We start from the raw sequence: 23,444 nt of genomic DNA on the forward strand, positions 1-23,444 counted from the left end.
GCTTCCTTTAATTTGGTTGGGTCTGGCCAAGCGGTCCCGCGTGCTGCGCGGACGGCCTGGCTGTACCGTCGTTAACTATTTGCTGGCCGGTTCGGATGACACGGGCGCCGCTGCGGGCTCTTCCGCGCCATCTTCGGGCACCGGTTTCGGCCCCAGTTTCACGCCCAGCTTCGATTCGACCTTTTCCTGGACCTTTTCCAGTTTTTCGTGGACCTTGTCGGCGCGTTCCTGCGCCTTGTCCGTGTCGAGCACCTTGCTGTTGCGACGCTGCATGTAGCCGTCACGGATGAATTCGTAACGGTCGAGGGCGGCGTCTTCCAGCAGGTTCGACGCGTCCAGCACGCTGGCACGCTGGTCGACCGCGCGCAGGACGATGCCACTGGTGCGCCACGGCACATCGTTCACGTGGGTCCACGCATCGCCCCACCAGTCGGCGGGCAAGGTCGCGGTGTCACGGATCGTAGATGGGCCCAGCAGCGGCAACATCAAGTAGGGACCGCTCGGCACGCCCCAATATCCGAGGGTCTGGCCGAAGTCCTCGTTATGCTTGCGCATGCCGGCCGGAGTGGCGATGTCCAGCACGCCGGCGAGACCCAGCGTGGAGTTCACGGCAAAACGCATGAAATCGTTCAAGCCGTCTTGCCCTTTCAGCTGGGCAAAATTGTTCAGCGAGCTCCACAAATCGGTCAAGTTACCGAAGAAATTGTTCACGCCCGTTTGCACGAAGGTCGGCGTGACGTTCTTGTAGGCGGTGGCGGCCGGCTTCAGGGCGACGCGGTCGACCGTGTCGTTGAAGCTGAACATGGCCCGGTTGAACTTCTCGAACGGGTCTTTCGGGTTGGCGGTCGTCGCACAGCCACTCAGCAATACGGCTGCACCGAGTGTCAGCGCCAGGCCAGTGCGGGTACGCGGCGAGGCGGAGTCATTGCGGTTCGTCATTTGCTACTGTCCTTTCCTTCGGCTGCCTTGCTATAGATAAATTGATTAATCAAGTCTTCGAGCACTGCGGCCGATTGCGTACGGGTGATGCGGTCGCCTTCGACGAGATTGTTCGTGTCGCCACCGGCCTCGATGCCGATGTATTGCTCACCGAGCAGGCCCGAGGTCAGGATCTTCAGGGAGCTGTCCTTCGGGAACTTGTAAGCAGGATTCAAATCGAGGCGGACGATCGCCTGGAAGCTTTTATCGTCGAACGCAATGTCGCCCACGCGGCCCACGACCACGCCCGCGCTCTTGACGGGCGATTGCGGCTTCAGGCCGCCGATGTTGTCGAACTTGCCCGTGATGGCGTACGTCTTGCTGAACGAAATCGTGCTCATGTTACCGGCCTTGAGGGCCAGGAAAAGGAGCGCTAACGCACCCAACAGGACAAAAAGGCCGACCCAGACGTCAATGGATTTACGATGCATAAGTTTTTCCCAACTCTTCAGATTACTTGTTGAACATCAAGGCGGTCATGACGAAGTCCAGCGCCAGCACCATCAGCGACGCGATCACGACGGTGCGCGTGGTGGCGCGCGACACGCCTTCCGGCGTCGGCTGCGCTTCATAGCCCTGGAACAGGGCCGTGAACGTCACGGCCATGCCGAATACAACGCTCTTGATGACACCATTCATGATGTCGCGGCGCACGTCGATGTTCGCCTGCATCTGCGACCAGAACGCGCCTTCGTCCACGCCGATCAGCTGCACGCCGACCAGGTAGCCGCCGACCACGCCGATGGCGGAGAACACGGCCGCCAGCACCGGCATGGCGATCAGGCCCGCCCAGAACCGGGGCGCCAGCACACGCTGGATCGGGTTGACGGCCATCATTTCCATCGCGGTCAGTTGCTCGCCGGCCTTCATGAGGCCGATTTCCGCCGTGAGGGACGTACCGGCACGGCCCGCAAACAGCAGCGCCGTCACGACCGGGCCCAGCTCGCGCAGCAGCGACAGCGCCACCAGCTGGCCCAGCTTTTCCTCGGCGCCGAACTGGCTCAGCGTGTAATAGCCCTGCAGGCCCAGCACCATGCCGACGAACAGGCCGGACACGGTGATGATCAGCAGCGAATAATTGCCGATGAAGTGGACCTGTTCCGAGATCAGGGTCGGACGGCGCAGCGCGCCCGGGGCCTTGCCGAGCAGGCCGCCGAACGAGCGGGTGACGAAGCCGACGCGGGCGAAGGTGTCGAGGACGAAGCCACCGAGGAGTGCGAGAGGATTGGTCATCGCTTGCCTCCCAGGCCCAGGTCCTCGGCCAGCGATTTGCCGGGATAGTGGAACGGCACGGGGCCGTCCGGCTCGGCGTTCACGAATTGTTTGACGTACGGATCGGTCGAGCGGCGCATCTCGTCCGGCGTGCCCGAGGCGACGATCCGGCCCGCGGACAGGAAATACACGTAATCGGCGATCAAGAAAGTTTCGTTCACGTCGTGCGAGACGAGGATCGACGTCGAGCCGAGCGCATCGTTCAGGTTGCGGATCAGGTTGGCGGTCACGCCCATCGAGATCGGATCGAGGCCGGCGAACGGTTCGTCGTACATGATCAGCGCCGGGTCGAGCGCGACGGCACGGGCGAGCGCCACGCGGCGCGCCATGCCGCCCGAGATCTCGTTCGGCTTCAGGTCCGCGGCATTGCGCAGGCCGACGGCATTCAGGCGCATCAGCACCAGGTCGCGGATCAGTTCTTCCGGCAGTTCCGTGTGCTCGCGCAGCGGAAAGGCCACGTTCTCGAACACGGTCAGGTCGGTGAACAGCGCGCCGAACTGGAACAGCATGCCCATCTTGCGCCGCAACCTGTACAGGCCTTCGGTGTCGAGCTGGCTCACCACCTCGCCATTCACGGCGACGGTGCCGCGCTGCGGCTTGATCTGGCCGCCGATCAGGCGCAGGACCGTCGTCTTGCCCGAGCCGGAGCCGCCCATCACGGCAATCAGCTTGCCGCGCGGGAAGTCCATGCTCAGGTTCTGCAGGATCGGGCGATCGCCATACGAAAAATGCAGATCGCGAATTTCGACGAGGTTGGACACAGTGGATATTGGTATTTGGAGAATCTCGTATTGTAGTGCAGAAACGGCAAGGCCTGCAGGACACGGCCCAATTCCTGGCATGTTATCGACGTGATATTACAACATTACTAAATCACGAGTCAGCTATTTTAGAACCTAAGTGCTTGTTTTTAATAACTTATGCATACAACACATTGTTTCACATCAGTAAACAATCTTTACAAATGCCTGAAAGAAACCCTTTTATGAGGGTCTGCTGAAGATCCACGACATCGCGATTCGGCGTCCTGTCCCGGACGTCGGGAATGGGCAAATACCGGACTTTCGGTCACGCCCCAATTTAACAATCGGATGCCGAATCTTTGCCCCTGCCAGATGGTCTAACGATCATGACAAAAGCCCTGGTCCACATCGACAGCGGCGCGGCGACGATGGAAGGCATGCTCGAGCTGCCCGACACGCCCTCCGGCGTCGTGCTGTTCGCGCACGGCAGCGGCAGCAGCCGTTTGAGCCCGCGCAACAACCACGTCGCGCACGTGCTGCGCGACGCCGGCATCGGTACGCTGTTGCTGGACCTGCTCACGCCGCACGAAGACCGTCAATACCATAACCGATTCGACATTTCCCTGCTGACGGGCCGCCTGCGCGCGGCTGCAACGTGGCTGGACGCGCAGGACGCAACGGCCCCGTTGCCGCTCGGCCTGTTCGGCGCCAGCACGGGCGCGGCCGCCGCGTTGCAGTTGGCGGCCGACCCGGCGGTGCCCGTCGCGGCCGTCGTGGCGCGCGGCGGGCGGCCGGATCTCGCCGGCAGCGACGCCTTGCGCGCCGTCGAGGCGCCGACACTCCTCATCGTGGGCGGCGCCGACGAACCCGTCATCTCCCTGAACCGGCAAGCCTATGCCGAGCTGGGTTGCGTAAAACGGCTGGCGATCGTGCCCGGTGCGACGCATTTGTTCGAGGAACCTGGCACACTGGAAGAGGTGGCGCGGCTGGCGGCCGAATGGTTCACGACTTACTTCACCCATGAGCCCTGACCTGCGCCTCGTGTTCGGCGGCGACGTCATGCTGGGCCGCCACGTCCGCGACGTCATGCTGCGCGACGGCATCCACGCACCACTGGAAGCCGTCTCTCCGTTGCTGCGTGCGGCCGACGCGGCCATCGTCGACCTTGAGTGTGCACTCACTGACAGCCCGGAGCGCTGGCACGGCGTCCCCAAGGTCTTTTATTTCGCCGCGCCGCCGGCGGCCGGCCAGGCGCTGGCCGATGCCGGCATCCGCATGGTGAGCCTCGCGAACAACCACAGCCTCGACTACGACGCGCAAGGCCTGGCCGACACGCTGCGCACGCTGGACGTACACGGCATCGCCCACACCGGCGCCGGCCCGGACCTCGCATGGGCGCTGTCTCCGGCCGTCGTGGCGTGCGGCGAGGTGCTCGTCGGGATGGCGGCATTCTGCGACCACCAGGCCGATTTCGCCGCGACGGACGATCACCCCGGCATCGCCTGGCTCGGCCTGCACGACGAGACGGCCGCCACCGACGCCTTCGCACGCGCGCTCGCGCCCCTGCGCGCGGCCGGCGTGCGCTGGCCGGTGTTGTCGCTGCACTGGGGTCCGAACAGGGTGACGGCGCCCGCACCGCACCTGCGCCGCCTCGCACACGCCGCGATCGACGTCGGCTGGAAGATCGTCTACGGCCACAGCGCGCACATCTTCCACGGCATCGAGCTGTACCGGGGCTGGCCGATCCTGTACGCGACTGGCGACCTCGTCGACGACTACGCCGTCGACGCGGACCTGCGCAACGACCATCAACTGCTGTTCGAAGTGCATCTGGGCGAGGACGCCCTGCGCCGCATCGTGCTGCATCCGGTGTTCATCCGCCACGGCCGCGTGCTGCCTGCCGACCACACGCAACGCACGTGGATTTATACGCGCATGCAGGCGCTGTGCCGCGATCTCGGCACGACAGCGCGGCTGGACGGCGGCCTGCTCGTCATCGAGCCGGATGCCACCACGCCGCACGAGTGATCAGCTTCGCAGACCGGCGTCTTCCGACACGTTCAGCGCCGCCGCAGTCCAGTCGAGCTCGCCGCGGTCCTTCGCCAGCGCGGACAGGAAGCGGTCGTGCATCATGCTGGCCAGCGGCATCGGCACGTGGGCCTTGCGCGCGGCCGCCATCACGAGATTCGCATCCTTGAAACCCAGCGACAGCTTGAAGCCGGGGTTGGCGTAGTCGTGCTGCGCGATCAGCTTGCCGTAATTGACGTACAGCGGCGTGGCGAAGATCGATTGAGTCATCACGTCCATCATGGCCGAGCGCTCGACGCCGTATTTCTCGCACAGGGTCGCCGCTTCCGCCATCGCCTCGATGACGCCCATGATCATGAAGTTACCGCTCAGCTTGACGATGCTGGCGGCGACGGGGTCGTCGCCCAGCGGGAACACGCGCTGGCCCATCGTTTCCAGCAACGGCAGGACTTTATCGCGCGCGCCGGCTTCACCCGCGACGAGGATGAACAGCATGGCGGCGGCCGCGGCGGTCGGGCGGCCGAACACGGGGGCGGCGACGAAGGCGGCACCGCGTTCGGCGTGCAGGGCGGCGATGCGCTGCGTCGTCTCCGGCGACACCGTGCTCATCGACACGTGGATGCCGCCCGGACCCAGTCTTGCCGCGATGCCGTCCGGCCCGCCGACGACCTGCTCCAGCGCCGCGTCATCGGCCACCATCGTGAACACGATGCCGTCGCCGGCCGCGGCCTGGCCCGGATGCTCGACCAGCGTGGCGCCCTGGGCGACGAGGTCGGCCGCCTTGCCGGGCGAGCGGTTCCACACGCGCAGCGTATGGCCCTTACTAATGAGGTTGCTTGCCATGGCATGTCCCATGCCGCCCAGGCCGACGTAGCCGATCTCCATATTGTTCTCCGTGATTGTCAGAATCTGCATGCTAGCAGTTCGCGTAAAAAAAACGGCCCGGGCTGCACACCCGGGCCGTTCATCCAAACAGGCGCTGGCAGATCAGCGCGGCAGTACCGACGAACCCATCAGGAATTCATCGACGGCGCGCGCGCACTGGCGGCCTTCGCGGATCGCCCACACGACCAGGGACTGGCCGCGGCGCATGTCGCCGGCGGTAAAGACTTTCGGCACCGACGTCTGGTAGCAGACATCGCCATCGGTCGTGGCACGCGCGTTGCCGCGGGCATCCTTTTGCACGCCGAACGCGTCCAGCACCTGCTGCACCGGCGAGACGAAGCCCATGGCCAGCAGCACGAGGTCGGCCTTCAGTTCGAATTCCGAGTTGGCCACTTCCGTCATCTTGCCGTCTTTCCACTCGACGCGGCACGCGATGATTTTTTCCACTTTACCGCCCTTGCCTTCGAAGCGCTTGGTGGCGACGGCGAAGTCGCGCTCGCAGCCTTCTTCGTGCGACGACGAGGTGCGCAGCTTGGTCGGCCAGTACGGCCACACGAGCGGCTTGTTTTCCTGTTCCGGCGGCATCGGCATCAGTTCGAACTGGGTCACCGATGCGGCGCCGTGGCGGTTCGACGTGCCCACGCAGTCGGAGCCGGTATCGCCGCCGCCGATCACGATCACGTGCTTGCCCGTGGCCTTGATCTGGTCCTTGACTTTGTCGCCGGCGTTGACGCGGTTCTGCTGCGGCAGGAAGTCCATCGCGAAGTGCACGCCCTTCAGGTCGCGGCCCGGGACCGGCAGGTCACGCGGTGCCTCGGCGCCGCCGGCCATGATCACGGCGTCGTAATCCTTCACCAGGTCTTCCGGGAAGATGGTGTCGCGCGCCATGTTGCTGACGGTGGTCGGGAAATCCTTGCCGATCAGGGTCGACGTACGGAAGGTGACGCCTTCGGCCTTCATCTGTTCGACGCGACGGTCGATCAGGTCTTTCTCCATCTTGAAGTCGGGGATGCCGTAGCGCAGCAGGCCGCCGACGCGGTCGTTCTTCTCGAACACCGTCACGTCGTGACCGGCGCGGCCCAGCTGCTGGGCCGCGGCCAGGCCTGCGGGGCCGGAACCGATGATCGCGACCTTCTTGCCGGTCTTGACGGCGGCCGGTTGCGGGACGATCCAGCCGTGTTCCCAGCCGGCGTCGGCGATCTTGCGCTCGATCGACTTGATGCCGACCGGCTCATTGTTGATGCCCAGCGTGCAGGCGGCTTCGCACGGCGCCGGGCAGATGCGGCCCGTGAATTCCGGGAAGTTGTTCGTCGAGTGAAGGTTGTCGACGGCGTAGCGATAGTTGCCGTGGTAAACCAGGTCGTTCCAGTCGGGGATCTGGTTGTTGACGGGGCAGCCGGTGTTGCAGAACGGGATGCCGCAATCCATGCAGCGCGCACCTTGCACCTTCGCTTGCGCGTCGGTCAGGGTGATCGAAAATTCCTTGTAGTTCTTGAGGCGGGCAGCGGGTTCCAGGTGGTCTTCTTCCTGGCGCTGAAATTCCATGAAGCCGGTGATCTTACCCATTTGTATTCCTTGGTATGTCGTGTTCTGTTCGGTTCGAGGAGATGCAGTGGCCGCGGCTTCGGTAGCTCAGCTTGGATCCCCGCCTTCGCGGGGATGACGTTCAAACGCTAGCGGTGATGACGAACGCTACGTTTGATCCGTCGTTCCCGCGAAGGCGGGAACCCAAGTTCAGCTCGCGGCCACGCGGCCCTTGCAGCATCAGGCAGCCAGTTCGATCTTGTCGTTGGCTTCTTCCATGCTGCTGTTGTGCATCTCTTCCAGTGCGCGCTTGTACTCGGTCGGGAAGACCTTGACGAACTTGCTGCGGCTGTTGGCCCAGTCGTCCAGCAGGTTGCGCGCACGGGTCGAACCCGTGTGCTTGAAGTGACGCTCGATCAGGCGCTTCAGGATCGCTTCGTCCGACTCGCGCTCGCCGTTGCGGGTCTGTGCATGCCAGCTGGCCTTGTCGCTCTGTTCCTTGGTCGACTGCACGCTCTCCAGTGCCACCATCGCGGTGTTGCACTTCTGCTCGAAGTCGCCCTTCGGATCGTAGACATACGCCACGCCACCCGACATGCCCGCCGCGAAGTTGCGGCCGGTGTCGCCCAGCACGACGACGGTACCGCCGGTCATGTATTCGCAGCCGTGGTCGCCCACGCCTTCGACGATCGCGGTCGCACCCGAGTTACGCACCGCGAAACGCTCGCCGGCCACGCCGTTCAGGAACGCTTCACCGGCGATCGCGCCGTACAGCACCGTGTTGCCGACGATGATGTTGTCGACGGCCCAGCCGCGGAACTCCGTGTTCGGACGCACGATGATGCGGCCGCCCGACAGGCCTTTACCGACGTAGTCGTTACCTTCGCCGACCAGGTCCAGCGTGATGCCGTGTGCCAGGAACGCACCGGCCGACTGGCCCGCGGTGCCCTGCAGCTGGATGTGGATCGTGTCGTCCGGCAGGCCGGCATGGCCGTAGCGCTTGGCGACTTCGCCCGACAGCATCGCGCCGACCGTGCGGTTGACGTTCTTCACCGGCGAGATGAACGAGACGCGCTCGCCCTTCTCCAGCGCGGCCTTGGCCTGTGCGATCAGCTTGTGGTCCAGGGCCTTGTCCAGGCCGTGGTCCTGGCCGTCCGAGTGCAGCAGCTGGCGTTTGTCGTCGACCTTCGGCTGGTAGAAGATGTTCGAGAAGTCCAGGCCCTGTGCCTTCCAGTGGCCGACGGCCTTCGACTTGTCCAGCAGGTCGGAACGGCCGATCAGTTCGTCGAACGTGCGGATGCCCAGCTGGGCCATGATCTGGCGCGCTTCTTCGGCGACGAAGAAGAAGTAGTTCACGACGTGTTCCGGCTTGCCCGAGAACTTGGCGCGCAGTTCCGGATCCTGCGTGGCCACGCCCACCGGGCAGGTGTTCAGGTGGCACTTACGCATCATGATGCAGCCTTCGACGACCAGCGGTGCCGTCGCGAAGCCCACTTCGTCCGCGCCCAGCAGGGCGGCGATGACGACGTCGCGGCCGGTACGCATCTGGCCGTCGGCCTGGACGCGGATACGGCTGCGCAGGCCGTTCAGCACGAGGGTCTGCTGGGTCTCGGCGAGGCCCAGTTCCCACGGCGTGCCGGCGTGCTTGACCGACGACAGCGGCGATGCGCCGGTGCCGCCGTCATGGCCGGCGACGACGACGTGGTCGGCCTTCGCCTTCGACACACCGGCGGCGACCGTACCGATACCGACTTCCGACACCAGCTTCACGGAGATCGACGCGTGCGGGTTCACGTTTTTCAGGTCGTGGATCAGCTGCGCCAGGTCTTCGATCGAGTAGATGTCGTGGTGCGGCGGCGGCGAGATCAGGCCCACGCCCGGCACCGAGAAGCGCAGCGACGCGATGTACTCGGACACTTTGTGGCCCGGCAGCTGGCCGCCTTCGCCCGGCTTGGCGCCCTGCGCCATCTTGATCTGGATCTGGTCGGCGGACGCCAGGTATTCGGCGGTCACACCGAAGCGGCCCGATGCCACCTGCTTGATCTTCGAACGCAGCGAATCGCCTTCGACCAGCGGGATGTCGGCGACGACGCGGTCCTTGCCCAGGATCGAGGCCAGGGTCTCGCCCTTGGCGATCTTGATGCCCTTGAACTCGCCCATGTAGCGCGCCGGATCTTCACCGCCTTCGCCCGTGTTCGACTTGCCGCCGATACGGTTCATGGCGATGGCCAGCGTGGCGTGGGCTTCGGTCGAGATCGAGCCCAGCGACATCGCGCCGGTGGCGAAGCGCTTGACGATCTCTTTTGCCGGCTCGACTTCGTCCAGCGGGATCGCCTTGGTCGGATCGATCTTGAATTCGAACAGGCCGCGCAGGGTCAGGTGACGGCGGGTCTGGTCGTTGATGAGCTGCGCGTACTCTTTATACGTGCTGTAGTTGTTGGCACGGGTCGAGTGCTGCAGCTTGGCGATCGCGTCCGGCGTCCACAGGTGGTCTTCGCCGCGCACGCGGTAGGCGTATTCGCCGCCGACGTCCAGCGCGTTGGCCAGCAGGGGATCCTTGCCGAAGGCCAGGCCGTGCAGGCGCAGGGCTTCCTCGGCCACTTCGAACAGGCCGATGCCTTCCACCGTCGACGACGTGCCGCGGAAGTACTTGTCGACCAGCGACTTGTTCAGGCCGATGGCTTCGAAGATCTGGGCGCCGCAGTACGACATGTAGGTCGAGATGCCCATCTTCGACATGACCTTCATGAGGCCCTTGCCGACTGCCTTGGTGTAGTTGTAGATGGCTTTATCTGCAGCCATCTCGTGCGGCAGCGTGTGCGCCAGGTCGACCAGCGTTTCCAGCGCCAGGTACGGGTGCACGGCTTCCGCGCCGTAGCCGGCCAGCAGGGCGAAGTGGTGCGTCTCGCGGCACGAACCGGTTTCCACGACGAGGCCCGTCGATGCGCGCAGGCCGCGCTGGACGAGGTGCTGGTGGATCGCGGACGTCGCCAGCAGCGCGGGGATCGCGACCTGGTCGGCGTTGACGTTGCGGTCCGAGACGATCAGGATGTTGTGGCCCGACTTGACGGCATCGACGGCTTCCGCGCACAGCGAGGCCAGCGATGCTTCGATGCCTTCCTTGCCCCACGAGACCGGGTAGCAGATGTTCAGTTCATACGACTTGAACTTGCCGCCGGTGTGCAGGCTGATGCTGCGCAGGCGGGCCATGTCGTCGAAGCCGATCACCGGCTGCGACACTTCGAGGCGCATCGGCGGGTTGACGTTGTTCGTGTCCAGCAGGTTCGGCTTCGGACCGATGAACGATACGAGCGACATCACCATCGCTTCGCGGATCGGGTCGATCGGCGGGTTCGTGACCTGGGCGAACAGCTGCTTGAAGTACGAGTACAGCGGCTTCAGCTTGTTCGACATGACGGCCAGCGGCGAGTCGTTACCCATCGAGCCGGTGGCTTCTTCGCCCAGCACGGCCATCGGGGCCATCAGGAACTTCAGGTCTTCCTGGGTGTAGCCGAATGCCTGCTGGCGGTCCAGCAGGGAAATTGCAGCTTTTTCACCCTGAGCGCCTTGTGCGCTCAGGGTGTCCTTGGCACGGTTCTGCGACAGCTGGCTTTCCGACAGCTTGATTTCGTTGAGCTTGATGCGCACCGACTTGATCCATGCTTTATAGGGCTTGGCGTTCGAGTAGGTGTCTTTCAGTTCCTTGTCGTCGATGATGCGGCCGGCTTCCAGGTCGATGAGGAACATCTTGCCCGGCTGCAGACGCCATTTCTTGACGATGCGCGATTCCGGGATCGGCAGCGTGCCCGATTCCGAGGCCATGACGACCAGGTCGTCGTCCGTGACGATGTAACGGGCCGGACGCAGGCCGTTGCGGTCCAGCGTACCGCCGATGTGGCGGCCGTCGGTGAAGGCCATGGCGGCCGGGCCGTCCCACGGTTCCATCATCGCGGCGTGGTATTCGTAGAACGCGCGGCGGTTCTCGTCCATCGTCGCGTGGTTTTCCCAGGCTTCCGGGATCATCATCATCATCGCCTGGGCGATCGGGTAGCCGGCCATGACCAGCAGTTCGAGCGCGTTGTCGAAGCAGGCGGTGTCCGACTGGCCTTCATAGATCAGCGGGAACAGTTTCTGCAGGTCGTCGCCCAGCACGGCCGACTTCATGACGCCTTCGCGGGCGCGGGTCCAGTTGAAGTTGCCCTTGACGGTGTTGATCTCGCCGTTGTGCGCCAGCAGGCGGTACGGGTGGGCCAGCGGCCACTCCGGGAACGTGTTCGTCGAGAAGCGCTGGTGCACCATGGCCAGCGCGGAGACGCAGCGCGGGTCCTGCAGGTCCTTGTAGTACACGCCGACCTGGTCCGCCAGCAGCAGGCCCTTGTAGACGACGGTACGGGCGGACATCGACGGCACGAAGAATTCCTTGCCGTGGATGAGTTTCAGGGCCTGGATCGCGTGGCCCGACGATTTGCGGATGACGTACAGCTTGCGCTCGAGCGCGTCCGTGACCATCACGTCCGGGCCGCGGCCGATGAAGATCTGGCGGATCACCGGCTCTTTCGTGCGGACGGTCGGCGACATCGGCATCGTGTCGTCCACCGGCACGTTGCGCCAGCCCAGCACGACCTGGCCTTCGGCGCGCACGGCGCGCTCGATTTCCTGTTCGCAGGCGATGCGCGAAGCGTGTTCCTTCGGCAGGAAGATCATGCCGACGCCATATTCGCCCGGCGGCGGCAGTTCGATGCCCTGCTTGGCCATCTCGTCGCGGTAGAACTGGTCGGGAATCTGGATCAGGATACCGGCACCGTCGCCCATCAGGGCATCGGCACCGACGGCGCCCCGGTGGTCCAGGTTTTTCAGGATCAGCAGACCCTGTTCAATAATGGAGTGGCTCTTGTTGCCCTTGATATGGGCGACGAAACCGACGCCACAGGCGTCGTGTTCATTGGCGGGATCGTACAAACCTTGGGCAATCATGGGGGCTCCGCAGCATTTTGAAGATATTGAAGGCCGAGGATAGAGCAGACTTCGGTAAACATCAATAGCAATAATTAGGGTCGGAGTAGAATTAAATGCCGAGTTTTTTAGTCGTAAATTAAATGGGGACATAGTAATATGAGGCGTGGATTTCGCCTATCGCACCAATAAAATCATATAGTTATCCGAAAAACCGTCGTTCCCGCGAAAGCGGGAACCCATGCTGAGCTGGCCCGGGATACTCAGTATGGATTCCCGCTTTCGCGGGAATGACGAGTACAAAAAAAGGGAGGCAACCGTCTCCCTTGTGTATTTGTTGCAATGACGCTGCGCACAAATCTATTCCGCAGCCTTGACCTTGAACGGCCTCCCCCGCTTCGCCGGCAGGATCTGCCGCTTGGTCTTGTGCTCCAGCTCGACCTTGAACGCATGCGTCCCGAGCGGCGCCCCCTTCAGCACCGCCGCATTGATCGTGTCCAGTTCCTGCCCCGACATGCCCTGCTGCGCCAGCTCGATGAACGCCGCTTCGCGCTGGAACGGCGTGTTGCCGAGTTCCCAGTACTTGGCGTGGTCGGTAATGAGCGGATCCGGCCGCACGCCGGCGTGATGCGCGTAGCTCGACCACGGATAGTCGAGCGGATCGAACGCCAGCTGGCTGCGCAGCGGGTTCAATTCGATGTAGCGGATACAGGCGAGGAAATACGCGTCCGGGTCGATCACGGACGTGCGGAAGCGGCCCTGGAACAGGGTGCCGGAGCGGCCGTATTTGTTGTTGAACCAGGGAACGTATAACCGCCCCACCTTCTGCATCATCGCCGCCAGGCCGTCCTCGTCGGACGGCGTCGCCAGCACATGCAGGTGGTTCGGCATCAGGACGTACGCGTGGATGGCCACGCGGTAGAACTTCGCGCTCTCGCGCAGCCATTCCAGGAAGCGGCGGTGGTCTTCGTCGTCGCGGAAGATCAGTTGGTTGTCGTTGCCGCGCTGGACGATCAGGTGCGGCTGGTGCGGCAGGATGAGTCGGGGTTGGCGGGCCATGGCGTCATTCTAACGCGACCGCCTCGCTCTGTCCCCGATTAATCACGCCAGCGTGAAGCCGGCGGACAGGCTGTAGCCCTCGCCATAGGCGCTGCGCAGCGGCAGATCCTGGCCGAGGCCGGTGCGGGCCTTCTTGCGCAGGCGGTAGACGAGCATGTCGACGCGGCGGCTGGCATCCGGATCGTCGCCACCCATGCCGGCCACGATCACCTGGCGTGGGACGGGCCGGGTGTTGATGGTCAGCAGGTGCAGGAAGTTGCACTCTTTTTCCGTCAGGTCGATCACCTTGCCCATCAGCTCGAGCTGGCGGGCCGAGACGCGCAGGGTCCACTTGCTCGGCGCGGGCGCCGGCTCGGACGACGGCCGCACGCGGCGGTCCAGCGCCTCGATGTGGGCAGCCAGTTCCGGGAACTTGATCGGCTTGGTGAGATAGTGGTCGGCGCCGAGGCGCAGGCCGAGGATGCGGTTGTCGAAGGCCACGCGGCCCGTCAGCACCAGCAGCCCGATCTCGGGATACAGCTGGCGCATTCGTGGAATCACGTTGAAGCCGTCCTCGTCGGGCAGGCCCAGGTCGAGCACGACCACGGCCGCCGGCGTGCGCGTCAGCGCGGCCCACATATCGCTGGCGGTGGTCGCGATCGTGACGTCGTGGCCGAGTTCCTTGAGGAAATCGGCCATATCGCCTGCGTATTCGCCATTGTCTTCAACAATCAATATTTGCGTCATGGGTTTTGCCAATTCCTTGTTTCGTATTCCCGGCTTCGTTGTCGGGCGGCTAACCCCGGTCGCCATGCCGATTATCACTGCTGGTCATTCCGGAAGCAAGACTTTTTGCCCCGCTCGCCTGTGCCGGCAGCCATAGTCTGAACTCGGCGCCGCCCTCTGGAGGACATGCATATGTCAAACTGCCGCCGTGCACTTCCACCACGGAGCGCGCCATGTACAGTCCGAGCCCGCTGCCCGCGACACCCTCGACATTCGCGCCGCGGTAACCCTTGTCGAAGATGCGTGCGACGTCGTCCGCCGGCACGCCATGTCCCTCGTCGCGCAGCGCCAGCTCGACGCCGCCGTCGACCCGCCGTCCCGCCACGTGCAGCGCGGTGCCGGCCGGTGTATAGCGCAGCGCATTGTCCAATAACACCTTGAGCGCCAGGCGCAGGCCGGACGGTTCGCCTCGCAGCGCGGCCGGCAGGTCGCTGGCTTGCAGGGTCACGGGACGTCCGGCCGCGCGCGCCTGTGCCACCAGTTCTTCCAGCAGCAGCTTCGGCCCCACCTTGTTCTCGCGGCGCTGGCTGCCGAGCGCGGCCATGCGCTCGGGGGACAGATAGTCGTCCAGCATTGCGATCAGGCGGTCCGTCGCGGTGGCGATCTTGCGGTAGCGCTCGCGCGTCGCCTCATCCGCCTTCGTGCCCAGTGCTTCGAGGCGCTGGATCGCGCCGTCGATCGTCGACAGCGGCGTGCGGAATTCATGGTTCAGCATGCTGGCAAACCGCTTTCTCTCGCGCTCCCGCTCGCGCCGCGCGGACACGTCGCGCACGAGGCCCAGCAGCGCCCGCGGCTGGCCGGCGTCGTCCAGCGCCAGGGTCGAAATCACCTCGACGGCCACCTCGCTCCCATCCGGCCGGCGCAGGTCGAACTCGCGCATCACGCGCAGGCGCGAGCCGTCGCCGGCGGCAAACCGGCGCAGCCGCTCCGGCAGGCCGGCGCACAAGGCCGCCAGCGGGCCGTCGCCGCCCTTGTCCATCTGCGCGCGGATGTCGGCGATGGAATAGCCGAGCATGTCGTCGACGCCGGGGCTGACATACGCCGGCACACCGGTGGTGCAATCGAGGATGAAGGCCAGGTCACCGCCCAGTTCGGCAATCGTGCGAAAGGCGTCCGCCGTGGAGATGTCCGCCGAGACGGATGCGCTGCGCGTCATGATGGCCTTAATGAGAATGATTCCAGACAATAAGTATAGTGCCCGATATAACGCTTTGCATAGATAACCGGGAGCCGCCGTTGCGTCAAACACGCATATTCAATATATGCATACGCAAATAAAAAGGGCAAGCCGCACAGGCTTGCCCTCTTGACCACGACGCTGCCGCGTTTACTCGTCCAGCGGCGCGAAGATCGCCTGCAGGTCTTCCTGCGTGAGCGCCATCTTCTGCGATTCGCCTTCGGCCAGGATCGACGCCGCCAGCTCGGATTTCTTTTGCTGCAGCAGCTGGATCTTTTCTTCCAGCGTGCCCTTCGCGATCAGTTTATAGACGAACACCGGTTTGTCCTGCCCGATGCGCCATGCACGGTCCGTCGCCTGGTTCTCGGCCGCCGGGTTCCACCACGGGTCGTAGTGGATGACCGTGTCGGCCGCGGTCAGGTTCAGGCCCACGCCGCCGGCCTTGAGGCTGATCAGGAAGATCGGCACGGCGCCCTGCTGGAATGCCGCCACCTGCGCGGAACGGTCGCGCGTCTCGCCGGTGAGAATCGCGTACGGGATCTTGCGCGCATCGAGTTCTTCTTCGATGAGGCCCAGCATGCTCGTGAACTGCGAGAACACGAGGATCTTGCGGCCTTCTCCCAGCAGGTCGTCGACCATCTGCATCAGGTCGATGAGCTTGGCCGACACGGCCGCCGTGTTCTTCTTGCCCGGCATCGCCTTCACCAGACGCGGGTCGCAGCAGACCTGGCGCAGTTTCAGCAGCGCTTCCAGGATGACGATCTGGCTGCGCGCCACGCCCTTGCGGTCGATCTCGTCGCGCACCTTCTTGTCCATCGCCAGGCGCACGGTCTCGTACAGGTCGCGCTGCGGGCCCGTGATCTCGATGCGGCGGATCATCTCCGTCTTTTCCGGCAGCTCTTTCGCCACGTGGTCCTTCGTGCGGCGCAGCAGGAACGGCTTGATGCGGCGGTTCAGCAGCATGCGGCGCACCGGGTCGTCCTGGCGCTCGATCGGGTGACGGAACTGCGTATTGAAGGTCTTCTCGTCGCCGAGCAGGCCCGGCAGCAGGAAGTGGAATTGCGACCACAGCTCGCCCAGGTGGTTTTCCAGCGGCGTGCCGGACAGGCACAGGCGGTGGCGCGCGTTCAGCGAGCCGGCCGTCTGCGCCGCCTTCGAGCGCGTGTTCTTGATGTAGTGCGATTCGTCGAGGATCACGAGGTGGTACTCGTGCTCGCGCAGCTTTTCCTCGTCGCGCGGCAGCAGCGCGTACGTCGTCAGCACGATGTCGGCGCCATCGATCTGGTCGAACAGATCCATGCGCTCCTTGCCCTGCAACAGCAGCACCTTCAGGTCCGGCGCGAAGCGCGCGGCTTCTTCCATCCAGTTCGTCATGAGGCTCGTCGGCGCGATGACCAGCGCCGGGTTCGTGAGGCGGCCAGCTTCCTTTTCCGTCAGGATGTGGGCGATCGTCTGCACGGTTTTACCGAGGCCCATGTCGTCGGCGAGAATGCCGCCCAGGTCGTATTCGCGCAGGAATTGCATCCACGCGAGACCGTCCAGCTGGTAATCGCGCAGCGTGGCCTGCAGGCCCTTCGGCGCATCGACTTTTTTGACCTTGCCGAACTGGCTCAGCTTGCGGCCCGTTTCGCGCAGGCGCTCGCCGCCCGTCCAGGTCAGTTCGGTGCCTTTGGCGAGTTCTTCCAGGCGCGCCGCATCGAGCGTCGACAGGCGAACCTTGTTCTTGATCTTGTCGTTGAAATACAGCTCGCCCAGGGTCGACAGGATGGGCTTCACGCGGCCCCACGGCAGCGCCACGCGCACGCCATCGGGCAGGGTCGCCAGCATCTGGTCGGCTTCCGCGTGCGCGGCCAGCACGTCCGGATTGAAGTCCAGCGGCGCCGTGCGAATGAGTTGCACCAGCACGGGCAGCAGCGGCACGCGCTTGCGGTTGACGACGATGCCCAGCTCCAGCTCGAACCACGCGTTGCCGGCCTCGGGCGGCTCGTCGATGTCGGCATACCACTCTTCGACCGGCACGACGTCGTAGCGGTATTTCGGCGATTTCTGCACGTGCCAGCCGAGGTCGGACAGCGCGTCGAGGTCGTTTTCGGCGAAGCGCAGCCAGTGCGCCTGGCCGTCCAGCAGCAGCGCGCCGGACAGGGCCGACAGGGGCGTCGTGGCCGGCTTGCGGAAGCCCAGCTTGTTCAGGGTGTCCAGCGCGACCGCTTCCAGCGCGTCGTCGCGCTCGATGACTTCGGTGACGTCGCCGATCTGGCGCACGACGCGCTGGGCCGGGTCGAACGAGATGCGCTGGCCGTCGTAGTCGAACGACAGCACGGCGAAGTCCTGCCAGCGCTGGCCGTTACCCTCGGCCTGCGGGATGGCGTCCAGCAGCAGGTGCGGCTGCGGTTTCACGTCGGTGCGGATGCGCTGCGTGAGCGGCTGCGGCAGCGGCATCAGCTGTTGCAGGCCATGCGCCAGCAGCAGTTGCGACACGCGTTTCTTGTCGTTGCCGGCCAGCGCCGGCGCCTGCGACACGAGTGCCTGCAGGTCGGCCAGCGAGATGTCGATGCCGCCGCGGTTCAGGTCCAGCGGGCCGCACGACAGGTTGTCGATGTACCACGGCGGATCCGTCGGCAGCATGTAGTCGACGAGGTCGGCGCCGGCGTGCGTCGCGCCCTTGGCCGGTTCCACCGACCAGCCGAGCTTGGCCGCGCGGCCTTCGTCGCGCCACGTGAGATTGGCCTTGCGCACAGGCCCCGCCTGCAGCGGATACAGCAGGCCATTGGTCATGTCGGACCACGAGTTCGCCCACAGCAGTTTCCCTTGCGCGAGCAGTTGCTGCAGCAGGATGGCGCCGACCTTGCCCTTGGGCTCGGTCGCGCTCGTGCTCTGGTTGGAGCCGCTGCGCATGGCGATGAAGAAACGCACCAGGTCCTCGTCGTCGCCTTCGAGGTAGGCGGGCGGCGCCGACAGCAGCGAGAACACTTCGCTCACCGGGCTGGCCGCGGCGACGTCCCCGTTCGGGCGCAGGCGCGCCTTGCACAGGCAGACCGCGACGTGGCGGCCGCCGCTGGTCGGGGCCATGACATAAACGAATTTGTACTGGACGGCCTTGGGGTCAGTGACTTCCGCGGTCAGCTTCGGCTGGGGATGTGCTGCCGCCTCGACCCTTTGCAGCCAGCTTAACACCGGTGCGGGCAGGGCCGGAGCGCGTGCAGGTGCTCGAGCCGGCGGTGCGTCGCTGGTGTCGTCGCGATGAAAATCAACTGTGTGCATGGGTCTCACGAGTCTTTAATTTGAAAAAACAACAATACCTATTATCCGTCATGCGACCCGAACAGCTTTGTTAAGGATCGCACGTAGCGGGTAAAACTTTACGAGACGAAAAGAGTAGAAGTTACACTCTGGCGCCTCGCTTTGCCAGCCCCCATCACGCATTTTTTTGCGAGTGCGTCATGACACGAGGCGCCAGTCCGGCGCACTCAGGTGCTTCATGAAGAACTCGGCCAGGGCTTCCACCTTGGCCGGCCGTGTGCGTGCCGATGGCGTGACGAAGTACAGGCCACCCCGCGCCATCTGCCAGCCCTCCAGTATGGGGACAAGCCGCCCGGCGCGCACGTGATCTGCCGCAATAAATTCCGGGAACTCGGCAATCGCCAGGCCCTCCAATACGGTGGGCAGCAGCGCATCCGAATTCGTCACCCGCAGCGGTCCTTCCGGCTTGATGACGACTTCCTCCCCGTCCGCGTTGGTGAAGCGCCACACGTCGATGCGCGCGCGATAGGTATAGCCGAGGCAGGGATGATCCGCGAGTTCGGACGGATGCCGCGGCGTTCCCCGCGTTGCCAGATACTCGGGCGAGGCGACGATGATCTGCGCCACCGGACACAGCTTGCGCGCCACCAGCGACGAATCGGGCAGCACGGCGATGCGCAGGGCGGCATCGAAGCCCTGCCCCACGAGGTCGACGGTGGCATCGGACAGGTGCAGGTCGATCTGCACGTCGGGGTATTCACGGAAGAACGCGGGCATCAGCGGCGCGACCCAGCGCACCCCGAACGACATCGGCACGGCCAGCCGCACGAGCCCGCGCGGCCGCGCCGACATCTCGCGCGCGGCATGCTCCGCCTCTTCGGCTTCGCGATAAATCTTCAATGCGCTGTCCGCGATGGTGCGGCCGAATTCCGTCAGCGCCAGCTGGCGCGACGTCCGATTCAGCAGCCGCGCACCGAGCCGCTCCTCGAGCCGCGCGACGGCCCGCGACACGGTCGCCACCGACACCCCGAGCGCACGCGCGGCGCCGGCGAACGAGCGTTCCTCGGCCACCTTGGCGAACATCGCGAGACCTTCGAAATCGGGCAACAGGGACATCGTTCGTCGTCGGCGGGGAACCGATGAGTTATCGAACCCGACATGTTACGGCATCCCGGCGCCGGTGCCTATCGGCCTTCCGAAGTAGGCACGACAAAAATGCAAAGATAGTTTGCGATCAATGCTATTTTAATGTCTAGTTGACCCCGGTACGATGGTTTCCGTCGACTTCGACATCAATCAAACGGAGAACATCATGACTGCCAAACTCGCCAACAAAATCGCTCTCGTCACCGGCGCCACCAGCGGCATCGGCCTGGCCACCGCCCAACGCTTCGCCCTCGAAGGCGCGCAGGTGATCGTCACCGGCCGCCGCCAGGCCGAACTGGACGCCGCCGTCGAAAAGATCAGTCAGGATGCAGCGGAGCGCCGCCCGATCGGCCTGCGCGTCGACTCCAGCGACCTGACCGCACTGGACGGCCTGTATGAAGAGATCCGCGCCCGCTTCGGCCGCCTGGACGTCCTGTACGCCAACGCCGGCGGCGGTTCGATGCTGCCGCTGGGCGAGATCACGGAAGAACAATTCGACGACACCTTCGGCCGCAACGTGAAAGGCACGCTGTTCACCGTGCAGAAAGCACTGCCGCTGCTGTCCAAAGGCGCTTCGGTGATCCTGACCGGCTCGACGGCCGGCAGCAGCGGCACCCCGGCCTTCAGCGTCTACGCAGCAAGTAAAGCCGCCGTGCGCGCCTTTGCCCGCAACTGGATCCTGGACCTGAAGGACCGCGGCATCCGCGTCAACACGATCAGCCCGGGCGCCACCCGCACCCCCGGCCTCGTCGAACTGGCCGGCAACGACGCCGCCGCGCAACAGGGCCTCGTCGACTACCTGGCCGCGCAGATCCCGCTGGGCCGCGTCGGCGAGCCGGACGAGATCGCGAAAGCCGCCGTGTTCCTCGCGTCCGACGACGCCAGCTTCGTCAACGGCACCGAGCTGTTCGTCGATGGCGGCCAGGCGCAGATCTGATGCTCGACCGGCTATCGTCCGTCGCCGCCGGCCTTGCCGGCACGCTTGTCCGGCCAGACGGCGGCGACGATTCCGCACACGACGCCCACGAAGATGGCACGCGTCCAGTCGAAGGCATGCTCGCTGCCCAGCCAGCGCGTGTAGATCAGCGTGCCCAGCGCGACGCCAAACGCGGTCGGTAAGAATTTTTTCATGACGGCAGCGTACCAGCATTCCTCCCTGGAAAGTTCACGCTTTCCCACGCCACCGTAGATCATCGTGCCTGTCAAGACTGGCGCATCGCCCGCGATTGCGTATCATTGCCCGTTCGATTCACCGACTGACCCGAACTCATGCTCCCTTCGATCGAACAACGCCTCGCTCAAGAACTGTCCGCCAAACCCGCACAGGTGGCCGCCGCCGTCGCCCTGCTCGACGAAGGCGCGACCGTCCCCTTCATCGCCCGCTACCGCAAGGAAGCCACCGGCGGCCTCGACGACATCCAGCTGCGCCTGCTGGAAGAACGCCTGCGCTACCTGCGCGAACTGGAAGACCGCCGCGCCGCGATCATCTCGTCCATCACGGAACAGAACAAGATGACGCCGGAGCTGCTGCAGGCGATTTCGCTCGCGGAAGACAAGACGCGGCTGGAAGACCTGTACCTGCCGTACAAGCAGAAGCGCCGCACGAAGGCCCAGATCGCGATCGAGGCCGGCCTGAAGCCGTTGGCCGACGACCTCCTCGACGACCCGGCGCGCGATCCGGAAGCCGAAGCCGCGACATATCTGCGTGAAGGATTCACGAACGCGGACGGCGTCGCGAACCCCGGCGTGGCCGACACGAAGGCCGCGCTGGACGGCGCGCGCCAGATCCTGATGGAGCGCTTCGCGGAAGACGCGGAACTGCTGCAGTCGCTGCGCGAATACGTGCAGGAACACGGCGTCGTCGAATCGAAGGTGGTCGACGGCAAGCAGGAAGAAGGCGAGAAATTCGCCGACTATTTCGATTACTCGGAAACGCTGGCGACCGTGCCGTCGCACCGCGCGCTGGCGCTGATGCGCGGCCGCCGCGAGGGTATATTGGACGTGACCTTGCGCCTCGATTCCGAGCCGGAAAAACCGAAATGGGACGCGCCGCACAACCCGTGCGAAAGCCGCATCGCCGCGCGCTTCGGCATCAGGGGCGCGGGCCGCCCGGCCGACAAATGGCTGCTCGACACGGCGCGCTGGACGTGGCGCGTAAAAAGCTTCATGTACATCGAGACGGAGCTGATGGGGCTTCTGCGCGAAAAGGCGGAAGGCGATGCGATCCAGGTCTTCGCGCGCAACCTGAAGGATCTGCTGCTCGCGGCACCCGCGGGCCCGCGCGCGACGATGGGCCTCGACCCGGGCCTGCGCACGGGCGTGAAAGTCGCCGTCGTCGACGCGACCGGCAAGGTGGTCGACACGTCGACCATCTACCCGCACGCGCCGCGCAACGACTGGGACGGTTCGCTGCACACGCTGGCGAAGCTGGCCGCGAAGCACAACGTGTCCCTGATCTCGATCGGCAACGGCACGGCGTCGCGCGAGACCGATAAACTCGCGCAGGACCTGATCAAGCAGAACCCGGAGCTGAAACTGACGAAGATCGTCGTGTCGGAAGCCGGCGCGTCGGTGTACTCGGCGTCGGAATTCGCGTCGCGCGAACTGCCGGAGCTGGACGTGTCGCTGCGCGGCGCCGTCTCGATCGCGCGCCGCCTGCAGGATCCGCTCGCGGAACTCGTGAAAATCGATCCGAAGTCGATCGGCGTGGGCCAGTACCAGCACGACGTCTCGCAGACGCAGCTCGCGCGCCAGCTCGACGCCGTCGTCGAGGACTGCGTGAACGCGGTCGGCGTGGACGTCAACACGGCATCGGCGCCGCTGCTCGCGCGCGTGTCGGGCCTGTCGAGCAGCGTCGCGCAGAGCATCGTCAACTACCGCGACCAGCAAGGCGCGTTCGCCTCGCGCGCGGCGCTGAAGAAGGTGCCGCGCCTGGGTGACAAGACGTTCGAACTGGCCGCGGGTTTCCTGCGCATCGTGAACGGCGACAATCCGCTGGACGCATCGGCCGTGCACCCGGAATCGTACCCGGTCGTCGAGAAGATCCTGGCCGATATCCAGAAGGACATCAAATCGGTGATCGGCGACAGCGCGCTCGTCAAACGCCTGAATCCGGCCAAGTATGCGGATGACAAATTCGGCGTGCCGACCGTGACCGATATTCTGAAAGAGCTGGAAAAGCCGGGCCGCGATCCGCGTCCGGAATTCACGACGGCCACGTTCAAGGAAGGCGTCGAGGAGATCTCGGACCTGCGCCCGGACATGATCCTGGAAGGCGTCGTCACGAACGTCGCGGCGTTCGGCGCATTCGTCGACATCGGCGTGCACCAGGATGGCCTCGTGCACATCTCGGCGCTGTCGAACACGTTCGTGAAGGATCCGCACACGGTCGTCAAGGCGGGCCAGGTCGTGAAGGTGAAAGTGCTGGAAGTGGACGTCAAGCGCAAGCGCATCGCGCTGACGATGCGCTTGTCGGACAGCGCGCCGCAGGCGGGGGCGCAGCCTCAGCAGCGTGCGGACCGCGATGACCGCAAGCGCATGGCGGATCACCAGAACAAGCATCAGAAACAGGAGCGTTCGGCGCCGAGCGGCGGCGCGATGGCGGCGGCGTTTGCCAAGTTGAAGCGTTGAAGCGACGGCCGGGACACCCGTCCCGGTTTTCTTATAAAATGCCG

The 23,444-nt window shown here is 64.7% G+C and carries 17 protein-coding genes; 4 read left to right on the forward strand and 13 right to left on the reverse strand.

Translation table 11 applies throughout. From position 1 onward, the window contains the following. Window positions 1-75: 75 nt before the first annotated feature. The 4 genes from QPK29_RS18825 to QPK29_RS18840 are packed head-to-tail and all read right to left on the reverse strand — an operon-like array spanning window position 76 to window position 3,011. A complete protein-coding gene (locus QPK29_RS18825; RefSeq protein ID WP_082577524.1) occupies window positions 76-939 on the reverse strand; it encodes an MlaA family lipoprotein in 864 nt (287 codons plus the stop codon). Beyond that, complete coding sequence (gene mlaD, locus QPK29_RS18830; RefSeq protein ID WP_160407266.1) at window positions 936-1,409, reverse strand: outer membrane lipid asymmetry maintenance protein MlaD; 474 nt, start codon at window positions 1,407-1,409, stop codon at window positions 936-938. Before mlaD ends, QPK29_RS18825 begins: the two co-directional genes overlap by 4 nt. A gap of 22 nt (window positions 1,410-1,431) precedes the next feature. Continuing rightward, window positions 1,432-2,211 (reverse strand): lipid asymmetry maintenance ABC transporter permease subunit MlaE, encoded by a 780-nt coding sequence (gene mlaE, locus QPK29_RS18835; RefSeq protein ID WP_371770712.1) that lies wholly within the window; start codon window positions 2,209-2,211, stop codon window positions 1,432-1,434. Then, window positions 2,208-3,011 carry an ABC transporter ATP-binding protein gene (locus QPK29_RS18840; protein ID WP_371770713.1) on the reverse strand — a complete coding sequence of 268 codons (804 nt, stop codon included), beginning with the start codon at window positions 3,009-3,011 and terminating at the stop codon, window positions 2,208-2,210. The genes mlaE and QPK29_RS18840 overlap by 4 nt, the downstream gene beginning before the upstream one ends. 368 nt (window positions 3,012-3,379) lie before the next feature. Between QPK29_RS18840 and QPK29_RS18845 the strand changes: the two genes are divergently transcribed. Both QPK29_RS18845 and QPK29_RS18850 read left to right on the forward strand, forming a co-directional pair. Next, window positions 3,380-4,024 (forward strand): dienelactone hydrolase family protein, encoded by a 645-nt coding sequence (locus QPK29_RS18845; RefSeq protein WP_371770714.1) that lies wholly within the window; start codon window positions 3,380-3,382, stop codon window positions 4,022-4,024. Next, window positions 4,014-5,021, forward strand: coding sequence for a CapA family protein (locus QPK29_RS18850; protein ID WP_371770715.1), 1,008 nt, complete (start codon window positions 4,014-4,016; stop codon window positions 5,019-5,021). Before QPK29_RS18845 ends, QPK29_RS18850 begins: the two co-directional genes overlap by 11 nt. Here QPK29_RS18850 and QPK29_RS18855 read toward each other — a convergent pair whose 3' ends face one another. The 8 genes from QPK29_RS18855 to QPK29_RS18890 form a co-directional block, all read right to left on the reverse strand. After that, a complete protein-coding gene (locus QPK29_RS18855; protein ID WP_371770716.1) occupies window positions 5,022-5,936 on the reverse strand; it encodes an NAD(P)-dependent oxidoreductase in 915 nt (304 codons plus the stop codon). A 72-nt stretch (window positions 5,937-6,008) separates the two neighbouring features. Further along, entirely contained in the window at window positions 6,009-7,472 is a 1,464-nt protein-coding gene (locus QPK29_RS18860) for a glutamate synthase subunit beta (protein ID WP_056126103.1), read from the reverse strand. A gap of 198 nt (window positions 7,473-7,670) precedes the next feature. Next, complete coding sequence (locus QPK29_RS18865) at window positions 7,671-12,404, reverse strand: glutamate synthase-related protein (protein ID WP_371770717.1); 4,734 nt, start codon at window positions 12,402-12,404, stop codon at window positions 7,671-7,673. Between the two features lie 339 nt (window positions 12,405-12,743). Continuing rightward, the gene (locus QPK29_RS18870) at window positions 12,744-13,442 is read right to left on the reverse strand and encodes a transposase (protein ID WP_056330022.1); all 699 of its coding nucleotides are present in this window, start codon (window positions 13,440-13,442) and stop codon (window positions 12,744-12,746) included. Between the two features lie 42 nt (window positions 13,443-13,484). Continuing rightward, window positions 13,485-14,168, reverse strand: a complete 684-nt coding sequence (locus tag QPK29_RS18875; RefSeq protein ID WP_056126096.1) for a response regulator transcription factor — start codon at window positions 14,166-14,168, stop codon at window positions 13,485-13,487. Window positions 14,169-14,217: 49 nt separating this feature from the next. Continuing rightward, window positions 14,218-15,363 (reverse strand): PAS domain-containing sensor histidine kinase, encoded by a 1,146-nt coding sequence (locus QPK29_RS18880; protein WP_056126094.1) that lies wholly within the window; start codon window positions 15,361-15,363, stop codon window positions 14,218-14,220. 171 nt (window positions 15,364-15,534) lie between these two features. Continuing rightward, window positions 15,535-18,645, reverse strand: a complete 3,111-nt coding sequence (locus QPK29_RS18885) for a DEAD/DEAH box helicase (RefSeq protein WP_371770718.1) — start codon at window positions 18,643-18,645, stop codon at window positions 15,535-15,537. Between the two features lie 177 nt (window positions 18,646-18,822). After that, on the reverse strand, window positions 18,823-19,740 hold the full coding sequence (locus QPK29_RS18890; RefSeq protein WP_056126090.1) for a LysR family transcriptional regulator: 918 nt from the start codon (window positions 19,738-19,740) through the stop codon (window positions 18,823-18,825). A gap of 196 nt (window positions 19,741-19,936) precedes the next feature. Between QPK29_RS18890 and QPK29_RS18895 the strand changes: the two genes are divergently transcribed. Next, window positions 19,937-20,707: an SDR family NAD(P)-dependent oxidoreductase gene (locus QPK29_RS18895; RefSeq protein WP_371770719.1), complete on the forward strand. Its 771-nt coding sequence runs from the start codon at window positions 19,937-19,939 to the stop codon at window positions 20,705-20,707. 11 nt (window positions 20,708-20,718) lie between these two features. Here QPK29_RS18895 and QPK29_RS18900 read toward each other — a convergent pair whose 3' ends face one another. Further along, the gene (locus QPK29_RS18900; protein WP_371770720.1) at window positions 20,719-20,901 is read right to left on the reverse strand and encodes a hypothetical protein; all 183 of its coding nucleotides are present in this window, start codon (window positions 20,899-20,901) and stop codon (window positions 20,719-20,721) included. A 138-nt stretch (window positions 20,902-21,039) separates the two neighbouring features. On the opposite strand from QPK29_RS18900, the gene QPK29_RS18905 reads away from it, so the two are divergent. Beyond that, a complete protein-coding gene (locus QPK29_RS18905; RefSeq protein WP_371770721.1) occupies window positions 21,040-23,400 on the forward strand; it encodes a Tex family protein in 2,361 nt (786 codons plus the stop codon). Window positions 23,401-23,444: the final 44 nt, after the last annotated feature.

This window comes from Massilia orientalis (genome assembly GCF_030411975.2).
In the GTDB taxonomy this organism is placed as follows: Bacteria; Pseudomonadota; Gammaproteobacteria; order Burkholderiales; family Burkholderiaceae_D; genus Telluria; species Telluria orientalis.